The 25612-nt window shown below is 51.1% G+C and carries 26 protein-coding genes and 1 tRNA gene; 16 read left to right on the top strand and 11 right to left on the bottom strand.

Annotation, left to right across the window (positions count from 1 at the left end; genetic code table 11):
- Window positions 1-30: 30 nt before the first annotated feature.
- Complete coding sequence (djlA, locus tag D0B88_RS18095; protein ID WP_007643474.1) at window positions 31-777, bottom strand: co-chaperone DjlA; 747 nt, start codon at window positions 775-777, stop codon at window positions 31-33.
- Window positions 778-984: 207 nt separating this feature from the next.
- Window positions 985-1071, bottom strand: a tRNA-Leu gene (locus D0B88_RS18090).
- A 161-nt stretch (window positions 1072-1232) separates the two neighbouring features.
- Here D0B88_RS18090 and rnr point away from each other — a divergent pair.
- The 4 genes from rnr (at window position 1233) to D0B88_RS18070 (ending at window position 6484) form a co-directional block, all read left to right on the top strand.
- Window positions 1233-4112: a ribonuclease R gene (gene rnr, locus D0B88_RS18085; RefSeq protein WP_007643473.1), complete on the top strand. Its 2880-nt coding sequence runs from the start codon at window positions 1233-1235 to the stop codon at window positions 4110-4112.
- Between the two features lie 162 nt (window positions 4113-4274).
- Window positions 4275-5015, top strand: coding sequence for a 23S rRNA (guanosine(2251)-2'-O)-methyltransferase RlmB (gene rlmB / locus D0B88_RS18080; protein WP_007643472.1), 741 nt, complete (start codon window positions 4275-4277; stop codon window positions 5013-5015).
- 39 nt (window positions 5016-5054) lie between these two features.
- On the top strand, window positions 5055-5231 hold the full coding sequence (locus D0B88_RS18075; protein WP_007643471.1) for a DUF3012 domain-containing protein: 177 nt from the start codon (window positions 5055-5057) through the stop codon (window positions 5229-5231).
- A 128-nt stretch (window positions 5232-5359) separates the two neighbouring features.
- Window positions 5360-6484 carry a helix-turn-helix domain-containing protein gene (locus D0B88_RS18070; RefSeq protein WP_007643470.1) on the top strand — a complete coding sequence of 375 codons (1125 nt, stop codon included), beginning with the start codon at window positions 5360-5362 and terminating at the stop codon, window positions 6482-6484.
- A gap of 25 nt (window positions 6485-6509) precedes the next feature.
- On the opposite strand, the gene D0B88_RS18065 is transcribed toward D0B88_RS18070, so the two are convergent.
- Together D0B88_RS18065 and D0B88_RS18060 are read right to left on the bottom strand one after the other, a co-directional pair.
- On the bottom strand, window positions 6510-6935 hold the full coding sequence (locus D0B88_RS18065; protein WP_151058898.1) for an META domain-containing protein: 426 nt from the start codon (window positions 6933-6935) through the stop codon (window positions 6510-6512).
- Window positions 6936-7013: 78 nt separating this feature from the next.
- The gene (locus D0B88_RS18060) at window positions 7014-7466 is read right to left on the bottom strand and encodes a hypothetical protein (RefSeq protein WP_151058896.1); all 453 of its coding nucleotides are present in this window, start codon (window positions 7464-7466) and stop codon (window positions 7014-7016) included.
- Window positions 7467-7585: 119 nt separating this feature from the next.
- Between D0B88_RS18060 and D0B88_RS18055 the strand changes: the two genes are divergently transcribed.
- A complete protein-coding gene (locus D0B88_RS18055) occupies window positions 7586-7780 on the top strand; it encodes a hypothetical protein (RefSeq protein WP_007643466.1) in 195 nt (64 codons plus the stop codon).
- A 10-nt stretch (window positions 7781-7790) separates the two neighbouring features.
- Here the strand turns inward: D0B88_RS18055 and D0B88_RS18050 are convergent, their stop codons facing one another.
- The 6 genes from D0B88_RS18050 to D0B88_RS18025 form a co-directional block, all read right to left on the bottom strand.
- Complete coding sequence (locus D0B88_RS18050; RefSeq protein ID WP_151058894.1) at window positions 7791-8168, bottom strand: GFA family protein; 378 nt, start codon at window positions 8166-8168, stop codon at window positions 7791-7793.
- A gap of 2 nt (window positions 8169-8170) precedes the next feature.
- Window positions 8171-8866, bottom strand: coding sequence for a hypothetical protein (locus tag D0B88_RS18045; protein ID WP_151058892.1), 696 nt, complete (start codon window positions 8864-8866; stop codon window positions 8171-8173).
- Between the two features lie 53 nt (window positions 8867-8919).
- On the bottom strand, window positions 8920-10068 hold the full coding sequence (locus tag D0B88_RS18040) for a P1 family peptidase (protein ID WP_191966469.1): 1149 nt from the start codon (window positions 10066-10068) through the stop codon (window positions 8920-8922).
- Window positions 10069-10202: 134 nt separating this feature from the next.
- Window positions 10203-10724, bottom strand: coding sequence for a hypothetical protein (locus D0B88_RS18035; RefSeq protein WP_151058890.1), 522 nt, complete (start codon window positions 10722-10724; stop codon window positions 10203-10205).
- Between the two features lie 146 nt (window positions 10725-10870).
- On the bottom strand, window positions 10871-11497 hold the full coding sequence (locus tag D0B88_RS18030) for a PEP-CTERM sorting domain-containing protein (RefSeq protein ID WP_225318449.1): 627 nt from the start codon (window positions 11495-11497) through the stop codon (window positions 10871-10873).
- An 80-nt stretch (window positions 11498-11577) separates the two neighbouring features.
- Window positions 11578-14730, bottom strand: a complete 3153-nt coding sequence (locus tag D0B88_RS18025; RefSeq protein ID WP_151058886.1) for a discoidin domain-containing protein — start codon at window positions 14728-14730, stop codon at window positions 11578-11580.
- A 188-nt stretch (window positions 14731-14918) separates the two neighbouring features.
- On the opposite strand from D0B88_RS18025, the gene D0B88_RS19040 reads away from it, so the two are divergent.
- Together D0B88_RS19040 and D0B88_RS18020 are read left to right on the top strand one after the other, a co-directional pair.
- Entirely contained in the window at window positions 14919-15089 is a 171-nt protein-coding gene (locus D0B88_RS19040) for a hypothetical protein (protein WP_191966468.1), read from the top strand.
- A complete protein-coding gene (locus D0B88_RS18020) occupies window positions 15070-16248 on the top strand; it encodes a helix-turn-helix domain-containing protein (protein ID WP_151058884.1) in 1179 nt (392 codons plus the stop codon). The genes D0B88_RS19040 and D0B88_RS18020 overlap by 20 nt, the downstream gene beginning before the upstream one ends.
- 55 nt (window positions 16249-16303) lie before the next feature.
- Here D0B88_RS18020 and D0B88_RS18015 read toward each other — a convergent pair whose 3' ends face one another.
- Complete coding sequence (locus D0B88_RS18015; RefSeq protein ID WP_151058882.1) at window positions 16304-18160, bottom strand: carbohydrate-binding protein; 1857 nt, start codon at window positions 18158-18160, stop codon at window positions 16304-16306.
- Window positions 18161-18504: 344 nt separating this feature from the next.
- Here D0B88_RS18015 and rpsF point away from each other — a divergent pair, with 344 nt between their 5' ends.
- From rpsF to acs, 9 genes are all read left to right on the top strand, one after another.
- Window positions 18505-18942 (top strand): 30S ribosomal protein S6, encoded by a 438-nt coding sequence (rpsF, locus tag D0B88_RS18010; RefSeq protein ID WP_007643441.1) that lies wholly within the window; start codon window positions 18505-18507, stop codon window positions 18940-18942.
- Between the two features lie 2 nt (window positions 18943-18944).
- The gene (gene rpsR / locus D0B88_RS18005; RefSeq protein ID WP_007643439.1) at window positions 18945-19172 is read left to right on the top strand and encodes a 30S ribosomal protein S18; all 228 of its coding nucleotides are present in this window, start codon (window positions 18945-18947) and stop codon (window positions 19170-19172) included.
- Between the two features lie 11 nt (window positions 19173-19183).
- A complete protein-coding gene (gene rplI, locus D0B88_RS18000; RefSeq protein WP_007643438.1) occupies window positions 19184-19630 on the top strand; it encodes a 50S ribosomal protein L9 in 447 nt (148 codons plus the stop codon).
- 161 nt (window positions 19631-19791) lie between these two features.
- On the top strand, window positions 19792-21198 hold the full coding sequence (gene dnaB / locus D0B88_RS17995; RefSeq protein WP_007643436.1) for a replicative DNA helicase: 1407 nt from the start codon (window positions 19792-19794) through the stop codon (window positions 21196-21198).
- Window positions 21199-21233: 35 nt separating this feature from the next.
- The gene (locus D0B88_RS17990; protein ID WP_151058880.1) at window positions 21234-21758 is read left to right on the top strand and encodes an MOSC domain-containing protein; all 525 of its coding nucleotides are present in this window, start codon (window positions 21234-21236) and stop codon (window positions 21756-21758) included.
- A gap of 127 nt (window positions 21759-21885) precedes the next feature.
- Complete coding sequence (gene panC / locus D0B88_RS17985; RefSeq protein WP_151058878.1) at window positions 21886-22737, top strand: pantoate--beta-alanine ligase; 852 nt, start codon at window positions 21886-21888, stop codon at window positions 22735-22737.
- Between the two features lie 37 nt (window positions 22738-22774).
- Window positions 22775-23155: an aspartate 1-decarboxylase gene (gene panD / locus D0B88_RS17980; protein ID WP_151058876.1), complete on the top strand. Its 381-nt coding sequence runs from the start codon at window positions 22775-22777 to the stop codon at window positions 23153-23155.
- A 111-nt stretch (window positions 23156-23266) separates the two neighbouring features.
- Entirely contained in the window at window positions 23267-23476 is a 210-nt protein-coding gene (locus tag D0B88_RS17975; RefSeq protein ID WP_151058874.1) for a hypothetical protein, read from the top strand.
- A 191-nt stretch (window positions 23477-23667) separates the two neighbouring features.
- A complete protein-coding gene (gene acs / locus D0B88_RS17970) occupies window positions 23668-25605 on the top strand; it encodes an acetate--CoA ligase (RefSeq protein WP_151058872.1) in 1938 nt (645 codons plus the stop codon).
- The last annotated feature ends 7 nt before the right edge of the window (window positions 25606-25612 follow it).

The raw sequence follows: 25612 nt of genomic DNA, 5'->3' as shown, positions 1-25612 counted from the left end.
ATTCACTTTGCCACGACATAATGCCTAGGCTTAACCTGCCGAGTAGATTGACCGATATTTTTTAATAAAAGCATAGGCTGCTTGAATCTGTTTAAAGCGTTCATTGCTGGCAGCGAGTTGTTCTGGCGCCAGGCCTTGGCTCATTAATTTATCGGGATGAAGTTGGCTGGCCAATTTTTTATAAGTTCGCCGCATTTCATCTTCGGTCATCCCGGCATTTACACCTAAAATTTTGTAAGCTTTTTGTAAATCCTGATTGTGATTGGCTGTCGGGCGATGCGCGTTGTGGTTTGCCTTCGTCTGTTCTTTTGCGGGAGCGCTGTAAGTATTCGGTTGCGCAGGTTTTTGCGTGTTGATGCTCAGCGCAAGTTGGTCTTGCTCGTAAATCATTTTTAATAAGTGATTGAACACAACGCTGTCATAACCAACTTCCCGCGCGATCCACTGCAATGCATGCAGCTCCTTCTCCACCAGGCATCCATCGGCGCGCGCCATAGCGAGCAGATGCACCAATAAAATCTGTATCAGTTTAGGCGTTGTGGCAGTGCGAAATTCTTGCAGCGCTTGGCTCGCGTTAAACTCAGCTGCCGTACCCGCTTTAAACAAATGCAAAGCACTGCGCTGCTCATCCTCCGACAAGTGCATTTTTTTCATGTGAATCTTAAGGCGATTCACCTCATCGCGATTGATCGCCCCATCGCAACCGGCGATATACCCCAAAAAGCTAAACGCCGCCTTCAAAAAAGCCTCACGAATACTCTGGCGTTTGTCTGGCATGATTGGCGTTCCTGTTGGGGATATTCAATAAGAACAGGGTTGTTCGTTGAAAAGCAATTAAAGATTAATAACACCGTATTCTATTGGGCTCTATACGGGTTAGGGGTTAATTTAAATCAATCCTGTAATTGTTGTTGAGCATGGCGATGTTTAAATCGCCCAAAAGCAAAAACCCCCGCTATTTTCATAGCGGGGGTTTTCATTGTGTGGTGCCCAGGAAAGGACTTGAACCTTCACGGCCGTTAAGCCACCAACACCTGAAGCTGGCGTGTCTACCAATTTCACCACCTGGGCAATCTCAGCTAGCTGAGGCCGCGCACTATAATTATCCGGATTTGCCTTGTCAACGGCCTTATCCATTTTATTTGTAGGTTTGTCATGATTGCTGCCCTATAATTCAAATCAACTGCCAGGATAGTTAGAGATCCGCCAATTATTGAACACAGGATGCCCAATTGAGCAAACGTAAATCCCCCTTCAAAGACCCTTTTGCCGCACGCGAAGCTGAGAAGTATGAAAACCCCATTCCCAGCCGCGAATACATTCTTGAGCTTCTGGATACCGCTGCCGAGCCAGTGACCCATGAGCAGATGTGCGCGATGCTTAAGCTGACCGGCGAAGACCAGATTGAAGCCTTGCGCCGTCGGTTGATTGCGATGGCGCGCGATGGTCAGCTGATCAGCAACCGCCGCGATGCCTATGTGCGGCTGGATAAAATTGATGTGGTGCGTGGACGGGTGCAGGGGCATCGCGATGGTTATGGCTTTGTGATCCCCTCTGAGGGCGGCGAAGACATTTATTTACACAATCGCCAGATGCGCAAAGTGTTTGATGGCGATGAGGTGCTGGTGCGCCTTTCGGGTGAGCAGTATCGCGGTAAAGAAGAGGGCGCGATTATTGAAGTGCTGATCCGCAATACCACTCAATTGGCGGGGCGCTTCTTTAATGAAGAGGGGGTGCAGTTTGTGCGCCCGGAAAACCCACGTATTACCCATGACATAATGATCCCGTTTGGCGCCTATGGCGGTGCTAAACACGGTCAGATTGTGGTGGCCGAAATTACCCAGCAGCCGGATAAAAACCGCCTGCCTACCGGCCGCGTAGTGCAAGTGCTGGGCGATCATATGGCGCCGGGCATGGAAATCGAGCTGGCGATTCAAGCTCATGGTATCCCCAGTGTGTGGCCGGAGGCGGTGATTGCCGAAGCGGCGCGTCTGTCCCATGAAGTGGAAGAAAAAGACAAATTGCACCGGGTGGATGTGCGCCATTTGCCCTTTGTGACTATCGATGGTGAAGATGCCCGCGATTTTGACGATGCCGTGTTGTGCGAGCGGCGCAAAGGTGGTTGGCGGTTATATGTGGCGATTGCCGATGTATCCCACTATGTGCAAGTGGAGAGTGCGCTGGATGTAGAGGCGCGTGCACGCGGCAACTCGGTGTATTTCCCCGATTACGTAGTGCCCATGTTGCCCGAGGCCTTATCCAATGGCCTGTGTTCGCTCAACCCGAATGTGGATCGCTTGTGCATGATCTGCGAGATGAATATCAGCACGGCGGGGCGTATTACCGGTTATCAATTTTATGAAGGGGTTATGCACTCCCATGCGCGCCTCACTTACACCAAAGTGGGCGAGATTCTCACCGGCGAAGGTGAAACCCGCGCGGCGCTGCGCGAAGAATATAAAGCGGTTATTCCGCAGCTCGAATTGTTGCATAAACTGTATGAGTGTTTGCGTGCAGCGCGCGATGAACGTGGTGCTATCGATTTTGAGACCACTGAAACACGCATCCAATTTAATGATGAGCGCAAAATTGAACGTATTGTTCCCATCAAACGCAACGACGCCCACAAGTTAATTGAAGAATGTATGTTGTGCGCCAATGTGTGTGCAGCTACCTTTATTGAAAAACATAATTTGGTGGGTTTGTTCCGCGTACATGAAGGCCCGACGGAAACCAAGCTCGCCAACCTGCGCGCTTATTTATCGGAGTTGGGTTTAGGTTTGGCCGGTGGCGATAAGCCCACACCGGGGGATTACCAACAATTGCTGCAAATGATTCAGGATCGCAGCGACGGCCATTTAATCCAAACAGTAATGCTGCGCAGTTTGCGTCAGGCGATGTATCAGGTAGAAAACCACGGCCACTTTGGTTTGGGTTACGAAGCTTATACCCACTTCACCTCGCCTATTCGTCGCTACCCGGATTTGTTAGTGCATCGCGCGATTCGCTCGGTAATTCGCAGCACCGAACCCACCACCCATGTACGTCGGGTGGACACCGCCAAAGCCATTCCGAAGAAATTTATTTACCCCTATACGGCTGCAGAAATGTTGGTATTCGGCGAACAGTGTTCACGCACTGAACGCCGCGCCGATGAGGCGACCCGCGATGTGGTGAGCTGGCTCAAATGTGAATACCTGCGCGATCAAGTTGGCGCCATTTATGATGGCCATGTAAGTGCAGTAACCAGCTTTGGTTTATTTGTTGAACTCAATGAATTGTATGTGGAAGGTTTGATTCATATCACCTCATTGCCACACGATTATTATCGTTTTGAACCGGCGCAACATCGCTTGATGGGTGAGCGCACGCGTAAAGTATTTGGTTTGGGTGATAGTTTGGTGGTGCGCGTAGTGCGCGTGGATTTGGACAACCGAAAAATTGATTTTGAGTTGGAGTCGGAGGCTGCCATTCGTCGCCCTAAATCCCAAGTCAAACCTAAAGTCGCTAAACGCGATGCAAAAAATGCGGCTAAAAAATCCGCTGCCAATAAGCAAGATGTTAAACAGGTTGTGGCCAAACCGGCTATCGCAACAGCTGTGCCGGAAAAAGCCGCGACGAAAAAACCAGCTACAAAAAACACTGCCACAAAAAAGACCACTGCAAAAAAACCAGCAGTTAAAAAGCCGGCGTCAGTTAAGCCTGCAAGCACCAAGCCTGAGGGCAGCAAATCTGGTGGCGCTAAGGCGGCAGTGGCTAAAGTGACCGGCAAAAAATTAGCTGCAACTGATGTTGCAGCAGCGAAACCCGCGGTAAAAAAATCCAATAGTAAGGTCTCTGTGGCTAAAGCGGAGAGTGCCGGTGCTGCCAAGAAAACTGCAGCACCGAAAACCGCAGCTGTTAAAAAGGTAGCTGCTGCAGTGCCCGCCAAAAAAACCACTAAGGCTGCAAGTGAGGTGAGTCATGGCCGTAAAAATGCGAAAGCTACAAGCAAGGCAGCGCCAGCAACAGTTCAACCGTCGCCGTCAGGAGCGACAAAAGGCAAGGCTGTCGCTCGGGCTGCGGCGCCAACTGCTAAAAAGCCGGTGGCTAAGGCTAAGACAACGAAGTGATTGCTGGCTGCAAAGCGAGCATTTTGTTTCCGATGAAAGCCTGACGCGCGAAATCTATGTGGTTAAAGACCGCATTTGGCGCGAGCGCGAAACCCGGATCTCTGAACGCTAGTTCGCGCGAATACCGGTGCGGTAATTAACGATTTTTTTAAGGTAAGTGTTTTGAAACGTGAATTTATATTTGGCTTGCACGCAGTGCAGGCGCTGCTGAAAAGCGCACCCCAGCGTGTGATTGAAATTTACATGGTGCAGGGGCGCAACGATCAGAAACTGCAAAAAATTGTGAATGCGGCGCAGAGTAATGGTATTCACTGCCAGGTGGTTAATCGCAATAAACTGGATGAGTTGGTGAGCGATGAAAATCATCAGGGGGTGGTGGCGGTATGCACACCCGGCGAAACCTACGACGAAACCTGGTTGTTTAATTTGCTTGATAATCTCAATGAGCCTGCGTTTTTATTAATTCTGGATGGTGTCACTGACCCGCATAATTTGGGCGCCTGCATGCGTTCAGCGGAAGCGGCGGGTGTGCATGCGGTCATTGCGCCAAAAGATAAATCCGCTGGCCTCACGCCGATTGCGCGCAAAGTGGCATGCGGTGCCGCCGAGGTTTTACCTTTTGTGCCCGTGACTAATTTGGCGCGTACCCTGAAAAAATTGCAGGAAAAAGGCATCTGGTTATTTGGTGCGGCGGGCGACGCGGAGCATTCTATTTACCAATCCAACCTCAAGGGGCCAATTGGTATTTTAATGGGGGCTGAAGGAGATGGTTTGCGCCGGCTTACACAAGACACCTGCGATCATTTAATGAATATTCCGATGGCCGGCACAGTGAGCAGTTTGAATGTTTCGGTCGCTACCGGTATTTGTTTGTTTGAAGCGGTGCGCCAGCGTCGCAGTTAAAAACATTGATCTCTTATAATAAAACCCGGGGATGTTGTTATGAAAATTCTACCTGTCGTTAAATCATTACCTCTGCTCGCTGCTGCGAGTTTGCTCTCTGCTTGTGCGCCCGAAGTGGGCAGCCCTGATTGGTGTAAATCCATCGAAACCAAACCCAAGGGCGAGATGACGATGAATGAAGCCAAGGATTACGCCAAGCATTGTGTATTTAAATAATAACGTGAAGTAAATCGTTTACTAAAATCACGCCATTTGTCATTCGCTCTAATTCAATTCCTGATGATACCGCCACCTGTTTTGTCACCGGAAAAGGTGGCGGTATTTCTGTGTGCGAGAAAGGTCTAATGAAAACCAACTTTCTAAATATTCACGACGTGGTGTTGCTGCTTACCGCCCTTGAGTGTTGTGTATTGGCTGCGCTACTGAATTTGTTACCCGCCAAGCACCTGCAGCCGCGTCGAATTCTCTCTGCTTTTTTCGTGTTAATCGCACTGGTGCTAACTACTACGCTCATTGTCTGGAATGGCGATTTAAAAGGTGCGGCTATCAATCAGTCGCCATTGGTTGTTACGATTCTTGCGGTGTGTTTATTATTGCAGGGGCCGGTGCTGTATTTTTATTTGCGCTCTTTATCACAAAAAATGCAGTTGTTGCGATGGTGGAATTTTCTGCATTTAGTACCGGCACTGGTGGCGGCGCTGTTATTGGTTTTATTTGATATTAATAGCCTTGAATGGTGGCCAACAACAGAATTGGTTGGGGCGGAAAATACGGCGGTTGCTTTTATTTGGGCGCTGGTAAAAATATCCCCGCTGGGTTACATCGTTGCCTGTGTTATCGCCGAATATAAATTGCGTGAGAACTTGAAAGCACTTTATTCAGCTATTTCCATGTCTGAATTGAAATTGGCAGATGCAGTGCTTGCAGGTTTCTGTATTCACTGGCTGTGGTCGCTGCTGGCTTATGTGCTTGAGGGGCAGGTGAGTGCCGGGGTAAGTGATAGCCTGGGAATTATCGACAATTATCTAACGGTAATATTGGTAAACGCGTTATTTGTATTTGGTTTGATTAATACCCGTCAATTGCTCAGCGTGAACGCTATGCCGGTTGCCAAGCCGATACAGCCGACCAAAATGGATCACAAAGTCGCAGTTATTGAAAAAGCCATGAATGAAGACAAGTTGTACCTGGAGAGCAATATTAACCTGGAGCGTTTTGCAGAGCAGACGGGATTAAAGCCGCGCGACATTTCCGCGATTTTAAAAATGCATTACCAATCAAATTTTTTTGAATTTATTAATCGCTACCGTGTGGAAGAAGCTAAACGGTTGTTGTTGTCGCCCGACTATAAAAATGAAACGGTGTTGGAGATTATCTATAAATCCGGTTTTAACAGTCCCTCCGCTTTTCACCGTTTTTTCAAACGCATGGTGGGCGTAACGCCCACCGAGTTTCGTCAGCAGGGTTAGCCCTTAAACGCTAGCCGTAAAAAAATCAGGGAAGTGCAACCGCTTTAAAGCGTGCAATAGCTACACCCCCGGCATCGCGCAATTCCAGTTGATCGCCAGCTATGTCATAACTGGCAACCTTCGGCAGGGTGGCGCCAATCAGCTGCGCTTGTTCTGCACCTTGCATGCACGCCATGCGCGTACCGGCCATTTGGGTGAATTGTAATTTATCGCCCGACACCTGATAGCCACCCATCATGCGATTGCAACCATCGGAGCCTGCTACACGCCGCTCCGTGTTCAGCACAATATGCGGCTCGCGCTGATTGTCGCTGACAGCCACGGCGGTACCTTTTATTTCAACCAGTTTCCAATAGGTATTGATCAAGCTGGCAGTGCCGGTGTTGTTGTGTGTGCAGCCAGTTAAGCTGATAAAACCTATAGCCAACACCAAGAGCAGAGTTGTTTTCATTGCAGTCTCCTTGAGTAGATAACACCTATTGATACGAACAAGCCTAACCAGTATAGCGTTGCCATTAGGTCGAATTTGTTAATTGTTTTTCTGGGGTAGCAGTGCTTTGAATCCCTGCGCCGGGCGCGTTTCTTCATAGTCGCCGTGATACATATCCAAATAAACTGTGTGCTCAACCGCACCCTGATAGGTGTCGCAAATGACGGTGTAGGAATCTATCATCGAGCCATAGGGACCAATACCTGCGCTACCTTCGCGCGCAAATGCTGAAACTTGCTCGCCGTTGCTGCACACCAAACGCGATAAATAATCCCGCTGACCAATCGGCATAGCCACCCGTACAGGATTTTCCGCCGTGCCCAAGGGGTATTTTTCTACCATTTTCATATCCGGCTTTTTACGCTCACCAAAAACAGCCGCCAACGCATCTGTCAGTTCATCCTCTGAGCTTTTTTCTTGCGGCTGTGGTTGGCTGCTACAGGCAATCAGGCTTAGGGCAAAAACAAACACAGGAAGGTGAATGGGTTTCATAGGAGGGCTCTGGCGTTGGGAGAGGGTTGTCGAAGGTTTACCATTATAAAGGGTTGAGCTGAATCTAATCTGTTGTAATCTGCATCTAATCCCAAAACAATGTTTACAACGGGGGGCGTATGCTCACATTTATCTGCTGGTTATTGTTATGGGCAATCTGTTGGCCCTTGGCGCTGCTCGCCTTGGTACTTTGGCCAATTGTCTGGTTGATCTCTATTCCGTTTCGCATCCTTGGTATCGCCTTTGATGCGGTGTTTGCATTTTTGCGCGCGCTTTTATTCTTGCCATCGCGGATTCTTGGTTATAAGTCCTGACCCTGCATGGTTAAAGGCTTTTATGCGCAAGGGTATAAGCATGTTGCTCCCAATTTTGTCCGTCAAAAGCCACAATTTTTACTGCTTTTGGCTGCGGTGTTAAGCAGCGCAAATTGACATCCACCCCATCCGGGTTTGAGCGGGGAATGTAAAAGGGTTTGATACCGCAGGTTTTGCAAAACTTGTGCTTGGCTACACCGGTGTTGAATGTGTAAGTAGTGATGTTGTCCTCGCCACTGCTGAGGCGAAAACTGCGCTGCGGCACAATCAAATGTAAAAAACCGCTCATATTGCAGATCGAACAATTACAGTTTTCGACTTCCACTTCGTCGGGGGCTTCCACTTCAAATGTTATTGCGCCGCAATGGCAGCTGCCTTGGTAGATCATTACTAATTCCTGATATTTTTTACGTGCACGACAGTGTCAAAGTTGCTGCGGAATTGGCAGCCGTAAGGTTCGGGATACTGTTGAGTCGGTGTTATGATTTTCTTTTCTTCTGAAATGTCGTAAACGTAGCGGTTAAATAATTTAGTCAGCACTAATTGTTTATCTTGTATTTTCCAGTTGAGTGAGGTTATTTCTTTACCATCTTCGAGTGTACTTATGTAAATTTTACCATCGCCCATGATGTCCAGAATGTAATTTTGGGTGCAGCTGATCGAACCAAGCTCCCAATCCAAGATACTGCTTTCTTCCAGTATTTTTTTTAAGCTATCTGTTGGTTGGTTTGTATTTGCGATCACATAGAGGCCAATATTTCCTTTGGTATATCGGTGTGCGCTAATTCCTTCGCCCAAACTAAACAGGCGTGATTCAGGTGCCGGTAAATTTAATGATTTTAAAATCTGTTCAATCTCTCGGTTGATCTGCGTTGAACGAGAGTTGGGTGTGTAAATGATATAAGCCCCTTCTTTGAGGGGCTGCATTGGGGTTGTCTGTTGATGAGCCTTCAAACCGGCATTGTTTAACGATTGAAGCAGTTGCTGTTGGGTAGGCTGATCAATTCCCGATGTGTAAACATGGATTTTTGTGGTGCTACAGGCAGCAATGAATAGCACTGATGTAATTATTAATACTTTCCACATTGTTTATTGTCCTTTGATTTTCGGTGTTGCAGATGTAGGAGCATCTGCGCTGCCTATCGCGCAGGTACTTCTATACCGTGAGCCTTCAGCACTTTCCGCACCTGATCCAGCGGAATAGCCTCCACTGTTTGACCATTGCCACTTTCCGTGGTCGCCATAAACAAGGCGTTGTAGACCGACTCTTCCACTGCATCCACGCTGGCCTGGAATACAGCGCTCATTTGCTCGTTCGCCAATTCGGTAGTTTGCAACCGCGCCGCATCAAATTGGCGTCGCACCGATTCGGCAGTCGAAAATGCCAATATGTAATCGCCGCTACCGTTGGATGCGGAACTGCCGGTACGCCCCAATCCCATCATGCCGCGTGAGGCCAAGCGCTGCAGATTGCGATCCGATAAGGGCGCATCGGTGGCGATCACAATAATGATTGAGCCATCGCCGCGGTCATCGGCTAATCCACGGGTGTTCTCTTGCGCAGCGACTGCGTTTTGGAACGCATAGCGATCCAGCTCACGCCCCACGGGCGCACCTGCCACCTGCAGTACTCCACCGAAGTTAGCCTGTACCAGCACACCCACCGTAAATCCACCCAAGCTGTCGGGCAGTTTGCGCGATGACGTTCCTATACCTGCCTTCCAGCCGAATGCCGTAGTGCCGGTGCCTGCACCAACGCTACCTTCCTGCACCGGCCCACTCTTCGCGCTTTCCAATGCAGTACGCACCGCAGCTGCGGTGATCGGGCGTGCGCGTATGTCATTGAGTCTGCCGTCATTAGTCTCGCCCACGACCACATTCAGCGAGCGTACCTGCTCCATATCCGGTTGCGCCAGCATCCACTCAACCATGGCATCGGCCGCCTTCCACACGCACAAGGTGCAGGTCAACAAGATCGGGCTTTCCAACTCGCCCAGCTCATTGATTTGGGTGGTGCCGATGAATTTGCCGAAGCCATTGCCTACATGCAATGCAGCGGGTACCCGTGAGCGGTAGGCATTGCCGGGGTGCGGCAGGATCGCGGTGACACCGGTACGAACCTTATCGCCTTTTCGCAGCGTCACCTGGCCGACACGTACACCGGCGACGTCGGTGATCGCGTTGTTAGTGCCAGGACTGAAGATACCCGGTGCGACACCTAAATCTCGCGCTCGTACTCGCGGTTCCTCCTGCGCAGCAGCGTTCAGGATGAAGAGCCCCGTTAACATCACGATCAATCGGAGGAAAAGGCGATGCAGTCGGATCGAATGTAAAAAACCGCTTATATTGCAGATCGAGCCGTTGCAGTTTTTTACTTCACATTTTATTGCGCTGGGATGGCAGCTTCCTTGGTAAGTCATTATTAATTGACCCCATCTGTACCAATAGGTGTAGATTCACTATTTTCATCAGTTAAAGGGCCAAACCAAATGGGCTGTAATTTACGAAGTTTTAAAATATAAAAAATAAGTAACAGGATCTCTAATCGAATACTCCCATCTCCTGAAAATGTAGTGAATAAGCAAATTGCTACGCTAATGTAAGCCAGAATTAGACAAGCCCTAACGCCCCATGATTTTCCAAACAGCAGCCCAAATGCGCAAACAGAGTGAACTACAAACAGCGTAACTATCAGTAATGGAATAGGCGAAAATAAGCTGCCGGTCTCCTCAAGCCCATATAGAGAATAATTGCCCTCTACGCCTGTTACCACCGAGAAAATTCCTACAAATGGCACCGCTGTACCTATGACGATAAACAGCCAGCCAAATATTTTTATCCACATCGGAATGAGTTTTTTGCGGTACCGTGTTATGTCTTGAATATCCGTTTTATTTTCAAGATTGCTGTTGGGTGGGGTATAGGGATTTGGGGTGTCCATCATGGAATCTCGCGCGAATAATTATTGATATATAGCGTTAGTGCAGCCGGAATTTATTTGGATGCGGCGTACGACTCTACCCCAAAAACAAAAACGCCGCTACCAATCGCTTGGTGGCGGCAAAGCAGGGTTGTTTTTACTGCTGGAAATCAGGGTTTTTTGGTTTTGCGGCCTAATAAAATACCGGCGGCGCCGAGTAGCAATAAGGCGAGTGATGATGATTCGGGTACTGATGTGCTGGTAGATTCGTTGTAGGTGAAATTATCCATCACAAAATGTTCGCCGCCTTCGTCGGGATTATTGGAGGTTCCGCCCCAGGAGCGAAAGCTGAGTTGGTTGATGCCGATAAAATTAAAATCGAACCATTGCGCCTGTTGTGTACTGACCGTGACGGTTGTGGTGAAGAGGGCAAGGTTGTCTAAAAAACCAGTGACTTCAATCAATAAACCTTCATTCCACGCGGCAGTTAAATAGACGCCGTTAAAATCAAACAGATTGCTACTAATAGTGCTGGTGGTTGCGAAATTATTAAACGCGGCGTAATCACCTGACACAACCCCCGAAGCAAAGCCGGTGCCGAGCAAAGTATTTTTGTTGATGTAGGCTACGCTGGTCATAAAGTCTGCACCCCAATTGAAACCGTGATAACCATTGTGAATCGCATCGGCTTCGGTTGCGGGTAAATCATCAAAGGTAATGACAGCGGCGTGGGCGGCGCTGCTGAAAATGGCGATAGAAAAAATTGCAGATAATAAAAGTGAGTGAATTTTTTTCATGGTATGTCGTCCATTTATTTTTAAAAAACCACCCGCAAAAAAATGCGGGTGGCGGTTAATAACCATTGCTTAAATTTTTATTAATTACCCGTTATTTTCAGTTCCCAAATTGAATAACCCCATTGGTTTCCTGCGCTGCGTGCCGTGGCATAAATGCGCACATAGCGGTAGTTGCCTGCAACGCTGTGGGTGTCGGTGCGATCACCAAAGGCGCCAGTGGTGATGGTTTTCAAGGTGGTCCAGCTCATGCCGTTGTTGGATGCCTGCACCAGATAGTTGGCGGCGTTGGCCGCTTCCCAATCAATAATCACCTGGCTCAGGTTTTTGCTGCTGCCCAAATCCACCATGATCCAACTGGGGCTGACACCGTGGGTGGATTCCCAGCGCGTGCCGCCGTTGCCATCCACTGCATTGGCTGCGTGTTGAAAGTTGCTGCTGGCAGTAACCGGACGGCCTTGGGATAACAATACCGGTGCCACACTCGAACTGCTGGACGAGGCAGAGGAGGGGGCACTGGAGCTGGCCGCCGATGAGCTGGCGCCAGTGGTGTTGTAAGCGACGGCGATGGTGTGGCTGGCAGCAATATTATTGAAGGTGTAACTGTTCATAGCGCCGAGCGATACGCCGTCCACTATCACATTGGCGACCGATCCACCCGGTGGCGGTGTGAAGCTGTAGGTCGCGGAATCGGTGTTGTTTTTGCTGTAGCGCAAGGTGTCCGCCGGGCTGATGCTGCCACCGTTGTCCAAATTAATGGTGTAGATGCGGTGGGGCTTCAGGTCGACGGCCATCAACTGCACATCGGCCACTTCCACCAATTGACCTGCCGGTGGGCGGAACCAGAAGCGGAAGCGACGTTCATTCGCGGGTGGGTAGGCGACGAAGTTGCTGAAGCTTTCATAGGCGCCATCGGTATTGCTGTTGCTCCAGTCGATCAGGGTGTTGTTAGCGGTGCCGTATTCCACTTTGAACTGCGCGAGGCTGCGCGGTGCGGATTTATCGCCCGCTACCAGTACCTCTTTCACTTCATAGTTGGCATCGATGTTCACGCTCACCCACAAGTCCTGACCTTCGGCGACACCATCGTTACCGCTGGCTTTGTTGCCGGTTGCACCATCCACCGCGCGTTGCGCTACGCCCCACCAGTCAGTTTCCCAGCCACTGCTGGCGCCGCTGAAATCGGTGGCGGTAATTGCCGGAACCAGCGGGTCACCGGAGCCTATGTAGGCGATTTCTTTAATCACCACATCATCGATGTAGGTCGTTGCATTACCCATGGCGCCAAGCAGGAAGGCGAGGCGGCCGGGGTTATCGCCACCGGTAAAATCGATGTTAAAGCTGTAGCTGGTCATGCTGGTACCAAGGGCGATGGTCTGCAGCAAATAGGTTCCGGCCGGTGATGGATTCAATTGGTTTTCCGCCAGACGCAGTTGGATGTTGCGCGGCGTTTCAGCGCGGGCGCGGAAGCTGATCTGGTAGCGATAGTTGCGCTTCAGGCCAAACCCCTGGGTGTGCAACTGGTAGGAGCCAGACCCGGTGCCTTGCGTGGCGGCGGTAATGCGCGCTTCACCATTGATAACGCTATAGGTCGCGCCTGCACCGTCGTAGTTCTCGCTCCCCCAACCGGTCAGGCCGTCGGCAAAGTTGCCGTTGCCAAGCATATTGACGGTGCGATCCACCACCGGTGTACCCGCTGGTTTGGGGTATACATTGGGCACATCCTCAAAGGCTTTGAATTCCAGCAGCCAAATTGGCTCGGCTTTATCTATGCGACCTTTGGTGACCAGTTTGATGTAGCGATAGGTCTTGTTTATATCAAAAGTATGTGTCGCCCAACCCACACTTTGCTGCTCTGAATTGAGGATAAATTCCCAGTTGCCGGACGCAGTTTTACCGAAGATGTCGTAAGACTTGGGCAGGTTCCAGCTCCATTCAATCCAGAAGTATTTGATGGGTTTGTCCACGCCGTAGTCGATGGTGACTGAATGCATATTGTCGTCGCGCGGGGTTGCCCACTTGGAGCCGACATAGCCGTCAGCGGCATTTTTGGCGCTGTTATCGCGGTAGGCGTTATCACCTTCTTGTAAGTAAGCATCTGCGTTGACGGACACCGGCGCCATCCAGCCTTTCAGCGAATAGAAACCTTTGGTGTTATTGGTGGGGCGGAAGAAGCTGTATTTGCTCTCGTCGATGTACTTGTGCCAAGTGTCGGTGGTCGGCAGTGGCCAGTGGGCAACGTAATCGACCAGGAAATCCGTGCCCGCACGACCGATATTGGCGTTCATCGCGGCGGTATCCAAATATTCATACTCGGTCACACCGTTATTGACGCGGGTATAACCGGTTTTGTTGGCCACATTGGCGTTGGTGCTGAATTGGTTGTAATTGCCCACGTCCGGCCATTCCACATGGGTGATGGCGTGGTTGAGGATCATGCGCATGGGGGTGAGGTAAGGCCAGGGCTGGTCGCCGCGCTCGGCTTTGGTCCAGCTGTAGGTTTTAACGCCGTTGATGTAGTAATCGACCGATTCCGGGGTTTTGATCACGCCGTAAGTGACATATTCATCGCTTGGGCTAATGCCCAGTTGCGCGTAAGTGGTGCCATAAGGGTTGCCGCCATAGGCCGGGTAGGGCGCCGACCAATGGGTTTGCGGCGCTTTACTGACATTGGCGCCAGTGAACTCAATAATGTCCAGCTCCTGGCAAGCAGTCCAACCCACATCGGGAAAGTTGCCCAACAACCACCAGGCCGGGAATTCGGCGTTGCGCGCCGGCGGCATTTTGATGCGCGCTTCAAATTTGCCATACACAAAGGTGGAGTCATCGGTAATTTGCGATTCAATCCGGCCCGCGCGAATAAACAGCGGCTTGCCCTGACCGGCAGTGCCACCGTAATAGTCCTGGATCTGGCCATCCATATAGCGGGCTTTCAGGTTGAGTACCTTGCCATCTGTGGCACCGGCATCGGGTTGGCCGACACGAAAAGTCCAGTCAGCGGCGGGGTATTCCACATCCTGATAATCAATATCCTCGCCATTCACAAAAATGTTTTGCTCCACCAACCATTTGTTGCGGTTGATGCTCACTCCATCGAACTGGTCGACAAAACTGGTATTGGTATTGGGGCTTGCCCACCAGGGGTCGTTGTAGTCTGTCGCAAGGGTATTGGCCGCGCCGAGGCTGAACATGGCCAGCGCCAGCGAATGGATACTCGCCGAATGTTTGAGTTTCATAGTTCCTCCGGGGGAATTATTGTTTTTTATAACAGGAGATTTTGGAGTAGCGCCGTAAAGGGCTTGCCCAATGTATGCGAGCAGCTGGAGGGAGGCTTCCTTCGTGCGGGTTTATCGAGAAAGTGGGAGTTCCCACTTGTGATACATAAATGGGATTGGTATCGAAAGCCTATTGCGCGTATTACCCGGTGGATAAAACCGGCCAACGTCATGTGCTGAAAATGCAAAGTGGGGTCAGTGATGGCGCTACAGGCTGTGATAATTTAGCAGCGCGAGAATATGAAATGCTGACAGGCTATTCCACAAAAACTATCGCCGAATTACCGACACATAAAAATAATGAAACATCTCTTACTTAATTTGCATGAAGTGGTCATCGCCCTGACTATTTTGGAAACCCTGATCCTGTGTATTGCTCTGGGCATTTTGCCTGGCGGCAGGAAACCGTCACGTCGGTTGCTACAACTCTTTTTCATGCTGGTGATAGGAACGCTTACCACTACTCTCATCACCTGGAATACCAGCTTCCAGTCGATATCGATTGCTCATTACCCTTGGATACCTGCGCTGTTATCGGCTTGCCTCTTGTTGCAAGGGCCGGTGTTGTTCTTTTATTTGCGCTCACTGTCCTGTGAGCGCGACGTCTATCAGTGGCGCCATGGTGTGCATCTGTTGCCTGCCCTGTTGGCGGTGGGGGTTATTTTTGCTTATGACTTGAGTCTCCATGACTGGCTGCCCTGGCACTGGGCGGCCCTTACAGAGGCAGATCGTGCGGCCTTGGCTTTTGTGTGGTTCCTGGTCAAATGCTCGCCGCTCATTTATGTGCTCGCGTGTTTCTACACCGAGTTCCGTTTGCGTCAGCAGTTAAAACAAATGTACTCCAGCATCGCTGAGCGGGAATTGCGGCTGGCGGATTGGGTGTTGGGGGGATTTTTTATCCACTGGCTTTGGTCATTTATCGCCTATTTCCTGGGCGGTTATGTGAGCGGCGAGACCAATGACCTGCTGGGCATAATCAATAACTACCTCACGGTGCTGTTGGTGAATGGCCTGTTCCTGTTTGGCTGGCGCAATACCCGCGAGCTGCTGCAGCATGAATTGGTGGTGGCCGTAGCGCCGGAAAAAGACCGGTTACAGGATATTCCGCAGGTGGACGAAAAGCGCGAAGCGGTCGCGCGCGGTATTCGCGAACAGCGATTGCATTTGGAAAGCCAGATCAATCTGGAGCGATTTGCTGAACAGATTGGCATCAAGCCGCGCGAGCTATCGACCATTATCAATGACCATCACCAGCAGAATTTCTTTGAGTTCATCAATACCCAGCGGGTTGAAGAGGCCAAGCGGTTATTGGCTGCGCCTGAGTGCGCGGGCGATACGGTGCTGGACATTCTGTATAAATCCGGTTTTAACAGCCAATCGGCGTTTCATCGATTTTTTAAACGCATAACGGGAATGACGCCCTCGGAGTATCGCAAGCAAGCATTGCCGCCGGTTGACTCCGCGCCGGTTCAGACATAACGAAAACAGCCGCCCGAAGGCGGCAAAAAACCGCACTTATCATATCTTGTCGGGATTAATGTGCCTTGCTGATGCGAATCCAATTGAGGTTCCAACCACCGGCATTGGCTTTAATTCCAAATTGATGGTTGCCCGCACTCAGGTTGACGGTGTGTTTGATGGTCGTCCAGGTCTGCCAGCCGCCGGTTGCTGGGATAGCGATAGTGCCATGCACCGGCGCACCGCCCGCTTCCTCAAATGCCAGACTGCCGCCACCGTTTTGGCTGGCAACGCGATACTCGATCACATAGCTGCCGGTGCTGGGGATATTCACCGGCGTACCGGAGTAAGACAACCAATCACCGGCATCGATATAACCCACATTCTTGCCACCACCTGCATCAGTAGTGGTTTCTTGTTGTGTGCCGCTCTGTTGGCTATGGTCTTCCGCCTGAATAGTCGCGATTACGGTACCGGTGTTGTCGCCGCCAGTGCTTTCTACTTTCAGCCAGTTGATATTGAAGCCGCCGGTAATCGCCGAGAGCGCGATCAGTTGCTCGCCTGCGGGCAACACTACATTGTGGGAAATGGTCTGCCAGTTTTGCCAGCCTCCCGTCGCGGGAACGTTGATATTGCTATACACCGGGCTGCCACCGGCTTTTTCCAATTGGAGCTGTCCGCCACCTGCCTGAGCTGCAACGCGGTAGCTGACTTTGTAGGTGCCGGTGGTAGGTATATTGACTGAGTAAGTCATCCAGTCGCCGCCATCGATATAGCCGACATTCAAACCACCACCTGCATCGCTGGTCGTTTCGGTCTTCACGCCAGACATCTGGCACCAGCTTTCGGCCTGGATGGCATCGCCCGGATTGGCTTTGGTGCAGGTACCACCAGAGCCGTCGCCACCACCGCCATCGATAGATTTACGGCCAGCGAGAATTTCTTTCACAAATCTGCCGGATTCTTTCAATGAGCCATCGGCCCAGAAAAAGGATGAGGTTTCCACTTCGCCCGTCGCCTGGTCGCGCTCTTTGTCGTGGAACGCCCAGCCCGCATGGCTGATGCCGTTAACGCGCAGGAAGTCGATCCAGGCCCAGGTTTCGGCGTAGTTCACCGCACCGCGGCCATTGGCATGGCCCACGCCCCATTCAGTGGCAAACAGCGCAGCACCGTTATTGAGTGCCGTTTGCGCCTTGGCGCGATAGGACCCCTGGTGGCTATCAGCATAAAAATGAACGGTATAGGCCAGGTTGGAGACGTTGGCTTTGTTGGTTGATGCGACATCAACATCTTGCGACCAGTTAGGCGTGCCCATAATGATCAGGTTGTCCGGGTCAATCGCGCGGATTTTGCCACCCACATGCTCTGCATAGGGTTTGAGTACCGAGTGCCAATCCACACCCAATGGCTCGTTGTAGAGTTCGTAAATGACGTTGTTATGTTGGCCCCACTTTTGCGCCACTTGTTTGAAGAAGGCTTCTGCTGAACCCCAATTCTCGTGTGCTTTGTGGCTGTGATAGTCAACGATTACATACATATCGTTGTCGATGGCTGCCTGGATAACGGTATCGAGGCGCGCCATGTTGCCGTTCCAGTCATCCTGGATACCACCACCTTCCCCGTGGCCGATGGCGGCGCGGATCAGGTTGGCGTTGAATTCGGTTTTAGCGCGTTTGACCGCAGCGGCGGTATAAAACTTTTCTGCGCCCCAGCCGGTGTTACTCCAAAACAGGGAGACACCTTCAAGGCTAACGGATTTACCGCCGACGAGGACTTTATTGCCCTGCACCTGTAACGCGGGTACGGCAGCTAGCGCTGTACTGCAGAAAGCAATACTGGCAAGGCCTGTAACCAGGCTCGCGAATAGCCTGTTGCGTGGATTTGCGGAGCGCGCAGCAGTTGGCGCTGCGCAACCGGGATGATTATTCTTCATGACTTTGCTCCTACTAGGTTGTGTAGTGATGTCTTCGCTCTGGATACTTACCAGAGCCCACCTAATGTCATGTAAGGGTAGGTGGCATGACCACCTGCTTCAGGTTTCGGCATAAAGTGGCAGTGCCATTTTTTTCGGGAAAGGGGCGATAGTGCAGTGAAGTGGGGAAAAGGTGATGCGGGCCGTGGTTTTACTTGCCTGTAGGGGGTGTTATGCGTACAATTCCGCACCCCAAACTGGCCGGGGGTAAAGTCACCCTGTGACTGTAAAATCGGCTACTCCTTGTCTCACTGCTTCGTTATTTATCAGCAAAGTAGGAGGCTTTAACCCGTAAGGAGCTAAACATGCGTCATTACGAAATCGTTTTCCTGGTTCATCCTGACCAGAGCGAACAAGTTCCAGCCATGGTTGAGCGTTACAGCTCAGCTATCAAAAACGACGGTGGTCAAGTTCACCGTTTGGAAGATTGGGGCCGTCGTCAACTGGCTTACTCCATCAATAAAGTGCACAAAGCTCACTACATTCTGATGAACGTAGAGTGCTCTGACGCTGTATTGGAAGAGTTGACTACCAACTTCCGTTACAACGATGCCATTTTGCGTAGCCTTGTTCTGCGTGAAGATGCCGCCATCACTGAAGAATCATTCATCATGAAAGCCGAAAAAGAAGGCCGTGAACGCAAAGCTCGCCCAGCGCGCGCTGAACGTCGTGATGACGCAGAAGACCTGTCTGATGAAGACGGTGTTGATGCAGATGATTTTGAAGAAGAGCAGGAGGTATAACCATGGCCCGTTTTTTCCGTCGTCGCAAATTCTGCCGTTTTACCGCTGAAGGCACCAAGCGCATCGATTACAAAGATGTTGAAACGCTGAAAGCTTACATCACCGAAACTGGCAAGATCGTTCCAAGCCGTATCACTGGCACCAAAGCTAAATACCAACGTCAGTTGGCTACTGCTATCAAGCGTGCTCGTTACCTGGCTTTGATTCCATACACTGACAGCCACGAGTAAGGGGTATAGAGATGGAAGTTATTCTGCTCGATAAAGTAGGCCGTTTAGGCGCTATTGGTGACAAAGTTACCGTTAAGTCTGGCTATGGCCGCAATTTCTTGTTGCCGCAAGGCAAAGCAATTGCTGCTACTGCAAAAAACATCGCTGACTTCGAAGCGCGTCGCGCTGGTTTGGAAGCGGCAGCTGCTGCAAAAATTGCTGAAGCAACTGCACGCGCTGAGAAACTGGCTGCATTGCAAGTGACTATCGCGGCTAATGCTGGTGACGAAGGCCGTTTGTTCGGTTCTATCGGCACTCGCGACATCGCTGATGCAATCACTGCAGCTGGCGTTGAAGTTGCCAAGTCAGAAATTCGCTTGCCACAAGGCGTACTGCGTGAAATCGGTCAATACGAGATCGACGTTCAGTTGCACGCTGAAGTGATTCAAGCGGTTAAATTGGCTGTTGTTCCAGAGTAATACTTTGGCGCACAGTTCTGCTGGTCAGCTTCTGCTGACAAGCTAGAGGAAATCGGGCACTATCGACAACCCTTTCGGGGTTTAGATGTGCCCGATTTTTTTTGCACCCAATTCGATCAATATCGATTAGACAAATAACTACGCCAGTGTTTTAACGACTTATGCCTGAATCCAGCTTCGAATCTGCCAGTTTTGAGGATCGCCTCGCGAGCCAACTCACCGCCCAGTCTGCACTGCCGCATTCGGTAGAGGCCGAACAATCGGTGCTGGGTGGTTTGATGTTGGATAACAACCGCCTGGATGCAGTGCTCGAAGTGGTCACTGAATCGGATTTTTTCCGCGAGGATCACAAACTCATTTTCCGCATGATGCTGGCGTTACAGGAAGCCGGTCAACCGCTGGACGTTATCACCCTCTCGGAAGAGTTGCATAAACACGACGAATTGGAGCGTGTGGGCGGTTTAGGCTACTTGGTCGAAATGGCCAACAATACGCCAAGCGCCGCTAACATTGCTGCTTACGCCAAAATCGTACGCGAGCGTTCAACCCTGCGCCAACTGATTGCCGCCGCACAGGATATTAGTAAATCCAGTATGAACCCCGCAGGTCTGGATTCCGATGACCTGTTGCAGCTGGCCGAAAAACGTGTGGCCGAGATCGCTGAAGATCGCCCCAAAGAAGGTGGTTTGGTCGGTGTGAATGAGCTGCTGAAACAAACGGTGCAGCGCATTGATGAGCTGTTCCGCTCCGGTAGTGACATCACCGGGGTGCCCACGGGTATTACTGACCTGGATCAGCGCACCTCCGGCTGGCAGCCGGGCGAATTGATTATCCTCGCCGCGCGTCCGTCCATGGGTAAAACCGCGCTGGCGCTCAACTTCGTGGAGGGCGCGCTGTTTAACCAGCCTAAGCCGGTGGTGGTGTTTAGTATGGAAATGCCATCTTCCGCGCTGGTGATGCGGATGATGTCCTCCATTGGTCGTATCGACCAAGGCAAAATGCGTAACGGTAAACTCACCGAAGAGGATTGGCCGAAACTTTCCTCTGCCGTTGCCAAACTCAAAGACAAATTGCTGTTTATCGACGATACCGGCGGTTTGAACCCCCAGGAAATGCGCGCCCGTATCCGGCGTATCGCACGTGAACACGGCAACCCCGGCATGATCATGGTCGACTACCTGCAGTTGATGACGGTTGCTGGCAGTGGTGAAGGCCGTACCCAGGAAATTTCCGAAATCTCCCGCTCGCTCAAAGGCATGGCCAAAGAATTTGAATGCCCGATGATCGCCCTTTCGCAGTTAAACCGCGGCGTGGAACAGCGCCCCAACAAGCGCCCGATGAACTCGGACTTACGTGAATCTGGCGCCATCGAGCAGGACGCGGACGTAATCCTGTTTATCTACCGCGACGAATACTACAACGAAGACAGTCCTGACAAAGGCATGGCCGAATTGATTATCGGCAAGCAACGTAACGGCGAAATCGGCACCTGCCGCGCCGCGTTTGTCGGCAAATACACCCGCTTTGATAATCTCGCGCCTGAGTATTTCCAGCAGGATCAGTATTAATCGCTATCAATAGTAATCCCCAGTGAGTTTTCCCGATGAACAGCCAAGCCCGTCTGCTCGACAAACTCTGTGCCAGTATCGCTCCCGGAAAATTGGAGTGGATTGGTTTGCGCAGTGAACGGCGCGGCGAGGTAGTGGTAGTTGATCAAGCCGAGGCGGTGGTGGGTTTGGGGTTGGTGGGTGATCACCGCATGAAAAAAACACCGGGATCAGCGCGCCAAGTCACGCTGATCAGCAGTGAATATATCCAGCAAATTTGCTATCACACGGGGCATGCATCGGTTGATCCGCGCCTGCTGCGCCGCAATCTTGTCATCTCCGGGATGAATATGAATTTGCTTCGCTATCAGCGTTTGCAAATCGGCGAAGTAATCCTCGAAACCAACGCCCTGTGTCACCCCTGCTCGCGTATGGATGAAGCGCTGGGGGCGGGCGGTACAGCGGCAATGTTTGGTTACGGCGGCTTGTGTGCCAAGGTGATTCAGGGCGGCACTTTTACCCTTGGCGATGCGGTTGTTCGTTTACCCGTAATCGATAATCAGGCTCGGCTTTTCCCTTGATCAGGTAAGCCGGCGCACCCGGAATATCTGGTTGTTTTTTGATCTAAAAATGTACTTCTCAATCCCGACCGTGTATTATCGCGCGCCCGAATCCAAGCTCGGTTGATGGGCAGTTTGAGGCAGTAATATGCAGGTTTTTCATCACATTCAATCCCTTCGTGAAGCCTTGGCGGCCGAGCGCAAAGCCGGTAAACGTATTGGTTTTGTGCCAACTATGGGCAACTTGCACAGTGCCCATATCGAGCTGGTGAAAATCGCCCAGCGCAATTGCGATGTGGTAGTGACCAGTATTTTTGTCAACCCGCTGCAATTTGGCTTGAATGAAGATTGGGATAAATACCCGCGCACCTTGGCAGCTGATTCGGCCAAATTGGAAGCGGTAGGTTGCAACTACCTGTTTTGCCCCGATGAAAAAGAAATCTACCCCAATGGTATGGCCGAGCAGACCCGTGTAATAGTGCCAACTATGACCGATGTACTCTGCGGTGCGAGTCGCCCCGGCCACTTTGAGGGCGTGACAACCGTAGTCACCAAGTTGTTTAATATTGTGCAGCCGGACGAAGCGGTGTTTGGCGTCAAGGATTTTCAACAGCTGGCGGTTATTCGTCGCATGGTGGAAGACCTATGTATTCCGATTAAAATCACCGCTGGTGAGATTTTTCGCGAGGAAGACGGCCTGGCGATGAGCTCGCGCAATGGCTTTATCACTGCCGACGAGCGCCCAAAGGTCGCGGTGCTCAACCGCAGTTTAAATGCGATCAAACAGGCGATCACTGATGGTCGCCGCGATTTTTCAGTGCTGGTGGACGAGGCGCGCGCGCAGATTGAAGCGGCGGGTTTTCGGGTGGACTACATCAGCATTTGCAATAGCCGCACACTGGAAATGGCGGCACACGATGATCGGGAGATCACTATACTCGGCGCCATGTATACCCAGGGCGCACGACTAATTGACAATGTTTCTGTGGTGCTGGTCTAAACGCCGCCACTGCACCAGTGATTCCCCGGAGGATTCCATGCTGACTCATATGCTTAAAGCAAAATTACACATGGCCAAAGTGACCCAGGCCGAGCTGTGGTACGACGGCTCCTGCGCGATTGACGCCGATCTGGTAGCCCTGGCTGGTATGCGTGAATTCGAGCAAATCGATATTTACAACGTCAATAATGGCGAGCGTTTTCACACTTACATCATTTTGGCTGAGCCGGGTTCAGGCACCTTTTCTATGAATGGTGCGGCAGCACGTAAGGTAGCGGTGGGTGATCGCGTAATTATTGCGACCTATGGCTATTTCAACAATGAAGAGCTGGTGGCGCACAAACCCAAGCTGGTCTATTTAAATGAAGACAACAGCGTCAATCGCACCAGCAACACCATTCCTATGCAGATGGAATAAGTCTTATCCATGTGATGACTGTAATCTGAGTTACGTATAAAAGGGCGGATCAACCGCCCTTTTTTATGTCTGCGATTTAATCAATAAGAGTGTCTTTCCGGAGATATCACTATGTCCAAAAAAACCGATGAACTTCTCAAGCAGTTTGGCGCTGATGACGAGCCGCAAAAAGAACATAGCTTGCAGGAAAACGCCAAGGAGCGCGCTCTGCATCCCGATCATTTGAATGCGGGAACCGCGTTTGACTGGGAAGAAGTGGAGGCCTACAAGCAGGAGTTGGAGCGCATGGATCGGGAGGGGCCGGGCACACCTAAGCGCTAATAGCTGCGCTTGGGCAAATAAACATTTTTTAACCTTGATGGACAACGTTGTCATTGAGATTTAAGCTCCAGAACTGCTAAGCTTGAAGCGATTTTTTGAGGGGCAGTTTTTGAGTTAGGTGGCGTGTGACATCGGAATCATTCCTGCAGCCTTTCCCGCGAATAACAAGATAACGTCGAAGAGAGATCAACATGTCTGAAGTCCATCTGTATCCGGTTCCCGAATCCTTTAAACGCAGCGCAGCGATCACTCTGGCGCGCTACAAGGAAATGTACGACCAATCAATCAATGCGCCCGATACCTTTTGGGCGGAGCAGGCAAAAACCTTCCTGACCTGGCAGCAGCCTTGGTCGCAAGTGACCAAAAGTGATCTGCGCAAAGGCGAAGTGAGTTGGTTTATCGATGGCAAATTGAATGTCAGTGTTAACTGCATCGACCGCCATTTACCGGCCCGCGCCAAACAAACGGCGATTATCTGGGAAGGCGATGATCCTTCCGAAGACCAATTTATTACCTACCAAGAATTGCACGACCAAGTTTGTCGTCTCGCCAACGCTTTGCGCGAACGCGGGGTGAAAAAGGGTGATCGTGTGTGCATCTATATGCCGATGATTCCAGAAGCCGCTTATGCCATGCTCGCTTGTACCCGTATCGGCGCGATCCACTCAATCGTATTCGGCGGTTTCTCACCCGAGGCGTTGAAAGACCGTATTCAGGATGCGGAATGTCAGGTAGTGATTACCTCGGACGAAGGTCTGCGCGGTGGCAAACGTGTGCCACTCAAAAAGAATGCCGATATCGCCCTGGCACAATGCTCCGGTGTACACACTTGTATCGTGGTTAAACGCACTGGTGGTGATATCGCTTGGGATGAAAAGCGCGATTTCTGGTACGAAGATCTGGTTGAGCGTCAGGCCAATGATTGTGAACCGGAGATCATGGATTCCGAAGATCCACTGTTTATCCTCTACACCTCCGGCTCCACCGGCAAACCCAAAGGCGTATTGCACACCACCGGCGGCTATTTGCTGCAAGCGGCCATGACCCACAAATACGTATTCGATTATCAGGAAGGCGATGTTTACTGGTGTACCGCCGACGTGGGTTGGGTGACCGGCCATAGCTATATCGTTTACGGCCCGCTTACCAATGGCGCGACCACGCTAATGTTTGAAGGCGTGCCCACTTACCCGGATGCTTCGCGCTGCTGGCAGGTGATCGACAAACACGGCGTAAACAGCTTTTATACCGCACCCACCGCAATTCGCGCCCTGATGGGCGCAGGTGACGACTATGTCACCAAAACTTCGCGCGCCAGTTTAAAAATCCTCGGCAGCGTAGGCGAACCGATTAACCCCGAAGCTTGGGAGTGGTACTACCGTGTGGTGGGCGATAGCCGCTGCCCGATTATGGATACCTGGTGGCAAACCGAAACCGGCGCTCACATGCTCACCCCATTGCCCGGTGCTATTGACCTCAAACCCGGTTCCGCAACAGTGCCTTTCTTTGGTGTGCAGCCAGTGCTGCTTGATCCGGAAGGTAAAGAGGTTATCGGCGCAGGCGAAGGCAACCTCTGTATCAAAGCTGCATGGCCAAGCCAGATCCGCACCGTGTATGGCGATCATCAGCGCTGCATCGACACCTATTACAGCACCTATCCCGGCTATTACTTCACTGGCGACGGCGCCCGCCGCGATACTGATGGTTACTACTGGATCACTGGTCGTGTGGACGATGTATTAAACGTCTCCGGCCACCGCATGGGTACGGCGGAAGTGGAGAGTGCATTGGTGTTGCACGACAAGGTTGCGGAAGCGGCAGTGGTTGGCTATCCGCACGACATTAAAGGCCAGGGCATTTACGCCTATGTCACCTTGATGGCGGGAGAGCAACCGAGTGACGAATTGAAGAAAGAATTGTTGGCCTTGGTGGTGAAAGAGATTGGCGCTATCGCCCGTCCCGACATTATCCAGTGGGCACCGGGTTTGCCCAAAACCCGCTCTGGCAAAATCATGCGCCGCATCTTGCGCAAAATTGCCGCTAATGAATTGGATTCATTGGGTGATACTTCAACGCTTGCTGATCCAGCAGTGGTGAATGAGTTGATTGCCAATCGCGCCAATCAATAGTTGTGCG

The sequence above is a fragment of the Cellvibrio sp. KY-YJ-3 genome (genome assembly GCF_008806955.1).
In the GTDB taxonomy this organism is placed as follows: Bacteria; Pseudomonadota; Gammaproteobacteria; order Pseudomonadales; family Cellvibrionaceae; genus Cellvibrio.
The sequence above is the reverse complement of the archived record's forward strand: the minus strand, read 5'-3'. Positions and strand labels throughout refer to the sequence as shown.